Annotated in this window: 5 protein-coding genes; 4 read left to right on the forward strand and 1 reads right to left on the reverse strand. The window is 62.5% G+C overall.

The features are described from left to right. Positions 1–274 precede the first annotated feature (274 nt). Positions 275–835 (reverse strand): potassium channel family protein, encoded by a 561-nt coding sequence (locus BJQ90_RS11565; protein WP_226760405.1) that lies wholly within the window; start codon positions 833–835, stop codon positions 275–277. A gap of 158 nt (positions 836–993) precedes the next feature. Between BJQ90_RS11565 and BJQ90_RS11570 the strand changes: the two genes are divergently transcribed. The 4 genes from BJQ90_RS11570 to ribA all read left to right on the forward strand — a co-directional run bounded on the left by BJQ90_RS11570 (position 994) and on the right by ribA (position 6,499). Beyond that, positions 994–3,621, forward strand: a complete 2,628-nt coding sequence (locus BJQ90_RS11570) for a LuxR C-terminal-related transcriptional regulator (protein WP_226760406.1) — start codon at positions 994–996, stop codon at positions 3,619–3,621. A 312-nt stretch (positions 3,622–3,933) separates the two neighbouring features. Next, positions 3,934–4,320 carry an SHOCT domain-containing protein gene (locus BJQ90_RS11575; protein ID WP_226760407.1) on the forward strand — a complete coding sequence of 129 codons (387 nt, stop codon included), beginning with the start codon at positions 3,934–3,936 and terminating at the stop codon, positions 4,318–4,320. Between the two features lie 97 nt (positions 4,321–4,417). Further along, positions 4,418–5,854, forward strand: coding sequence for a cardiolipin synthase (gene cls, locus BJQ90_RS11580; protein WP_413463673.1), 1,437 nt, complete (start codon positions 4,418–4,420; stop codon positions 5,852–5,854). Positions 5,855–5,995: 141 nt separating this feature from the next. Next, on the forward strand, positions 5,996–6,499 hold the full coding sequence (gene ribA, locus BJQ90_RS11585) for a GTP cyclohydrolase II RibA (protein ID WP_319004628.1): 504 nt from the start codon (positions 5,996–5,998) through the stop codon (positions 6,497–6,499). Positions 6,500–6,570: the final 71 nt, after the last annotated feature.

Genomic DNA, 6,570 nt, shown 5'->3' on the forward strand with positions numbered 1-6,570 from the left:
ACCCCACCCACCCGGGGTGATCTGTCGTTTCGGCACGGGAAATCCGCGCTGCGACCGGACGGAGCGCCAGGGCCCTTCACTCAGTCGAGAATCCTGTCCGGATGGCCGCAGCGGATGTCAGCGGGGACATTGCCGGGACTGCTTGACCCCGGCAGGGGAACTGCCCGAGCATTGGGGTCTGCGCTCATCCGTTCGGGGTGAGCCCACGTTTCGCTCCGGCGCAACAGGGGATGGCCGGTCCGGTGCAGGGGCGGCAGTTTGCAGAAACAGGGGATTAGCCGTGCAGACTCCGACCCGCCGCGAAAAAGGCGACCTTGGCAACCAGGACCAGGGCGCCCAGTCCGGCGATCATCTGAACCGTCACAACTGCCCGGGCCAGCTGGCTCACCGGCGTAATGTCGCCGAATCCCACAGTGGCGAACGTGACAGTTGTGAAGTAAAGGGCATCCATCTTGGTCAGCGGCTCGGTAAATGCCGACGGGTCCGTTGTCGACATCGACATGTAAAGCAAAGCGAAGAGGCACAGAAACATCAGCACGGTTTCAACGACAGCTTCGGCCGCGCGGATTTGGGGCACCTCGGCCGCAATGATCATTCGGAGTTGAAGGGCCAACGCGCCCAGAAAAATGATCAAGACACCGCCAAGCCGGATCCAGGCGGCGGCGGGGTTGCTCTCATTGAACCCCCCAACCGGAATAGCGAAGTAAAACAAGAGGACTATTACCAGGAAGCCCGCCATCCGCAAGATGGCAACGATGAGTACATGGCGTCTGGCGGCCTTATCGAGTTCACGGACAAAAACCGGATCCTTCCGGCTCCCCTGCTTAGCGGCCATGACTGATGGTACTCCCGCGCAGATACAAATAGATGGCATGTGCCGGCATCGCGGCCCTGGCCGGAATTGTGGGCCATGGAGACCACCGCACAAGGTCCTTATGCCCCTGTCGGACGAAATTGCGGGCTCCTACGATGGAATATGTGGGAATGACTCGAATGTCTGCATTTGTGCCTGGTCCGCAATCCAAGACCCGGCCGCCCCTGCGCGGTCTCGGAGCTTTGGAACGCCCGCGGCTGGGCGACGCTTTGACGGTGGCCACGGATGCTCACCGCCTGACCGTGATCACAGCTCCGGCCGGGTACGGCAAGTCCACGTTTTTGGGCGACTGGGCCCGTACCACCGATTTGCCCTGCGCTTGGTTGTCGCTTGACCGATTCGATGCCCAGCCAGCAAGGCTATTCCACGGGGTGGTCGGGGCTATCCAGGCTGCGGCGTGTCAGCTTCCGTTGCCGGGCAACAGTGCGCTGCTGGCCTTGGAACAGGGCCTCGCAGACGACTGTGCTGTGTCCTATGACGTCCTGCTCGGCGCCCTTGAACAGCTCACGGAACCGATTGCGCTGGTCATCGACGATTTCCACTTGGCCGGGCTGGAGCTGGCTGGCGGGATCGTCGGAGTGCTCGCCGCCTCCGCGCCGCCGACGCTACGGATGATCCTCTCCGGCCGTGGCCATCCCCCGATTCAGTTGGAAAGGCACAGGTTTGGGGAAGGGCTCGGGGAGCTCTGTGCTGCAGAACTCGCCTTCACGCAGGATGAAGTCGCCCAGGTTGCCTGTTCGCTGGGACAGGACGCATCCTTCGACGCCGGGCCCCTCTGGGAGCTGACTGACGGATGGCCGGTCGCCGTCCACGCGAGCCTCACCGCACTGGCCCAGGCCCGTAACCTGCCGGGCAGGATCACCCACACTCCGCCCGAGAACCTTCCTCTTTCCAATTACATCGCGGAGGAAGTACTGGAGCAACTGGACCCGCAACTGGCGGATTTCGTCCTGCGCGCCACGACGTGTGAATGGCTTGGCCGCCGGCTCGCCGTCGAGCTTCACGGCCAGCCCGACGGCGGCCTGCTGCTGGAGACCTGCCTCCGTAACGGTCTGTTCATCGAGGAGCTCGAATATTGCGGCGGTGAATCAATGTACCGGTGGCACTCCCTGTTCGCCGCGCAATGCCGCCGGATTCTCGAACGCCGGGACCCGCTTCTCGCCGAGCGTCTCCACCGCGTCGCGGCAAGGTACTACCAGGACACGGACGTTTGTGAGGGGGTGAACCAAGCGCTGCAGGGGCATGCGCCCCGGCAGGCTGTCATGTCAATCGGGAGGCACTGGCTTGAGTTCCTGCTGCGGAATGGGCCTCCCGCTCTTGAGCAATTGTGTCTCGATCTGCCGGCACCTTGGAGCGAGGACTCCGAGATGCTGATGGTCAGATCCGTTTGCCGGGCGCTTGATGGGGACAATGACGGCGCCTCGGAACTCAGCCAACGTGCGTTGTCGCGCACCTCTGAACTGGACTCCGTCCGGCGGGGAATGCTTGAGGGTTGCCGAAGCCTCCTTGAGCCGTTGCCTGTCGCCAGCCGGCTGGATCCGCGCCCCCCGGCCGACGACGGCGGGCCACTTCCCGACTTCCCCGCCGAAGGCCATCCCGCCACCTACTCGACAGCGCTGTTCCTGGTTGCCCAAGCCGAATTCCGGCTGCACCGCACTGGGTATCAGGCCACAGTCTTGCTCGAATCAGCAGTGGACAACCGAAGCGATATGAAATTGGAGGAGGCGGAAATATTCGCCAAGGCGGAGCTTGCCCTGGCATATGCCGTGGCTGGAGATCTCGTCACTGCTGACGAACTGGCAACGCTAGCGTTGGAGTGGGCAGATGAGCTGGACTGGAGCTCGCAGGACCGGATGGCGGCTGCCTGGCTGGCCCGCGGAATTGCGTGCTACTGGCGAGATGAACTGAAGGGCGCACGGGCCCACCTTGCCAAGGCACTGCGTCTAGGGACCAAGTTGTCCACGCTCGGCGCGGTCTGTGTTGTTTACCGGATCCTGGTTGATTGCGCCACGGGCGACGAATCGCATCTTGCTGACTCCGGCAACGTCCTGGATGCCTTCCACGATCGGGGGCTTTACGGTGTGTCGTGGAACGCCTTCCACACCATCGCGAGGGCAAAGATCGCCGAAGCCGGGGGCGACGTGGACGGTGCATTGGCGATCGTGCAGCCGTTGGGTTCCGGGGGGCATGCGCCACTGGTGGACACGCTGCTCGCAGAACTCCTGCGCCGCGGGGGCGAGGTCAGCGCCGCCGAGCGCTGCGCCAGGGAACTGAAATTTCAACACCGGAACCGCTACCTCGACACGAGTATCAGCCTGACCGAGGCACTTCTGGCCCACGGGAAAAGGGATGAGGCCACGACACACGAGCGGATAGAACATGCGGTCCGTCGGGCCGAGCCCCAGTCCATCCTGCGCCCCTTTGCCGAGCGGACAAGCGAACTCGCGGAACTGCTGATCCGGCACGCGGTATGGGGCACCACCCATGAGTCATTTATCGCGGCCCGGATGGCACGCCACGCGAAAATCCAACCCCACCTCCGGACAAGGTCGTACTGGACCCTCACGGACCGCGAACGTGAGGTCCTGGCCTACATGCGTTCAGTGATGACCGCGGCTGAGATTGCCGAGGCGCTGTTCATTTCGGTGAATACGGTCAAGACGCACGAACGGTCCATTTACCGAAAGTTGGGTGCGGCGGGGCGGCGCGATGCACTGAAGACTGCGGCCGAACGCGGGATCGTCTGAGCTGTCGTGCCCAAGGGTGCCTGTTTGGGTATTTTCACCCGCCCCGGATGATGGCCATACCTGGCAAGTCGCGAACAATTGTCGTACCTGCCATTGGTTGGTGGGGCTACCGGGGACAGCCCAGCTCGGAAAGGTGCCACCAATGTCACGGCTAAACCAAATCCTCGCGGGTCCCATCGCACTCGGGCAGCCGTCGAATTGCCCATCGGGTGCCAAGGACCCGCCGTCGCGGCGGAATCTGTCCAAAGCCTGACAGCAATGCCGGATCTGCGCTCACCCCGACGCCGCAATACTTGAAAGCAGGGAAACCTCATGAGCTTCTGGGAGAACTTTTGGGATATCTTCTGGTGGTTCTTGACCGCGTGTGTCTTCTTCGCCTACCTTTTTGGCGTATTCGCGATCGTTGGTGGTCTCTTCCGCGATCACGGGCTGAGCGGATGGTGGAAAGCGGTCTGGCTCCTTTTCCCGTGCTTCCTGCCCTTCGTGACACTGCTGGTGTATCTGGCCGCCCGGGGCGACGGCATGGCCGAGCGCTCGGTGGAACGGCCCCGCAGGGACCAGGAAGCCGCCGATTCGTATATTCGCAAGGTCGCGACAGCGAGTCCCGCCGGGGAGATTTTCAAAGCCAGGACTCTCCTGGACGCCGGAACCATCAGCCCTGATGAGTTTGCGAGGATAAAGAGCAGAATCCTGGTCTGAAATCGGTTGTGGTCCTCCCCCTCCGGGGGACGTATGTCGTCGCCAGCAGAAAGGCCCCAAGATACCGGTGCGCGAATTCTTCCAGAACCCCGAAACTATCCCTTTGCTCCTGCTGGCAGCCCATATCGTCCTCGTGGCCGTCGCAGCTGTCCTCGTGTCGACGAATCGTCGTCCGTCCTCTGCGATTGCCTGGGTGCTGGCCATAATCTTCATACCCTTGCTTGGAGCAGTCGCGTATCTCCTCGTCGGCTATGCGAAACTGCCCAGGTCGCGCCGGGAGAAACAGCGGGAAGTCAATGAACTGGTCCTGGCGCGAACGGCGGGAAGCCCCTTAATCAGCCAAGGGCACGACTGGCCGGAGTGGCTGCATTCGGCGGTGGTGTTGAACGGCAACCTGGGGGCGCTGCCCATGGTCAAAGGCAACAGCGCGGCGCTGTTGCCCGACTACAACGGCACCTTCGACGCCATGATCGCGGACATAGATGCTGCCACGAGCTACGTGCACGTGGAGTTCTATATCCTGGTGCTTGATCCGACCACGGCACCGTTTTTCCACGCGCTGGCTCGGGCAACGGGACGGGGCATCGCCGTCAGAGTGCTGTCCGATGACCTGGCCGGGCTGATGTTTCCCGGCCGTAAGGAAACCATCAAATACCTCCAGGACATAGGCGCGGAATATCACCCGATGCTGCCGCTGCGGCCGTTGCAAGGCAAATGGCAGAGGCCGGACCTGCGCAATCACCGGAAGATCCTCGTCGTCGACGGCCGCGTGGGATTCACCGGCTCGCAGAACCTTATCGACGCCAGCTATAACAAGAAGGGCAACCTGAAGCGCGGTCTCCAGTGGCACGAGCTGATGATGCGCCTTGAAGGACCCGTTGTCCGCGAGCTGGATGCAGTGTTTGCGACTGACTGGTACAGCGAAACGGATGTCCTGCTGCCGCTGAATTCCAGTGCCGCCGTCCTCAACCAAGGTCCTGGGCTCATTGACGCGCAGGTCCTGCCCAGCGGTCCCAGTTTCGACAACGACAACAATCTGAAGCTCTACGCCACGCTCATCCACAAAGCCGAACGCCGGGTCAGCATCACGAGCCCATACTTTGTGCCGGACGAATCCATCCTGATGGCGATTGTCACGGCGGCCGGTCGCGGGCTTAGCGTCGAGCTCTTCGTTTCCGAGGTCGGAGACCAGAGCATGGTCTACCACGCGCAGCGCTCCTACTACGAGGCACTGCTCCGAGCAGGCGTCAGGATCTACCTTTACCGCGCTCCCCAGGTGCTGCACTCAAAGCACTTCACCATCGATGAGGAGGTTGCCGTAATCGGTTCCAGCAACATGGATGTCCGCTCCTTCAACCTCAACATGGAAGTATCCGTGCTTGTGCACGGGCGCAGATTTGTGGACGCAATCCGTGAAATCGAAGACGGGTACCGGGAAAAAAGTCGTGAGCAACAGCTTGAGGACTGGATCCGGCGGCCTGTGTCCCAGAAAGCCTTCGACAACCTGGCGCGCCTGACCGCTTCGCTCCAGTAGCGGCGAGGAGTCCGGCGGGGCGCTGACCAGCAGCGGCGTCATATCACTTGCAGTTTCAACCAAGCATGGTTACCGTTAACTTTAATCTTCAAGTAATCTTCGGATTGGACCCCACATGCTTGGGCCCCGGTTGGACCTGAGATGATCGTATTGTCCGAGTTGACAGCCGCGCTGTACGCAGCCTCGCCAGCCACGGTCCGCAGCCAGGTCACCATTCCACTGCGCTTGCCGGACGGCTTCACCGCCACCGCCGAGGTGCTGACGTTCATGGGTCTGGCCGACGGCAAAGAACACCTGCTGCTCGCGCTGGGAGAGTGGGAGCAGGCGCTGCTGCCTGGGGCTCCGGGCCAGGGTCCCCTGGTCCGGCTGCACAGCGAGTGCCTGACCGGGGACGTGTTCGGCAGCCAGCGCTGTGACTGCGGACCGCAGCTGCGGGAGGCGGTCGAGCAGATCGCAGGCACCGGCGGGTTCCTGCTCTACCTTCGCCAGGAGGGCCGCGGCATCGGCCTGTATTCGAAGCTCGACGGCTATGCGCTTCAGGACGCCGGCCTGGACACCTACGAAGCGAACCTGGCTCTCGGCCACGGCGAGGACGAACGGGAATACGCGGCCGCCGCGCAGATGCTCGCCGCCATCTGTGTGTGATCGACTATTCGTAGGCCGTTTCAGCTTGGAAATCCTGCCGAGTTGGTGGCTGGTTTCCTGCCAAAGAGCGC

The sequence above is a fragment of the Arthrobacter sp. SO3 genome (genome assembly GCF_020532825.1).
In the GTDB taxonomy this organism is placed as follows: Bacteria; Actinomycetota; Actinomycetes; order Actinomycetales; family Micrococcaceae; genus Arthrobacter.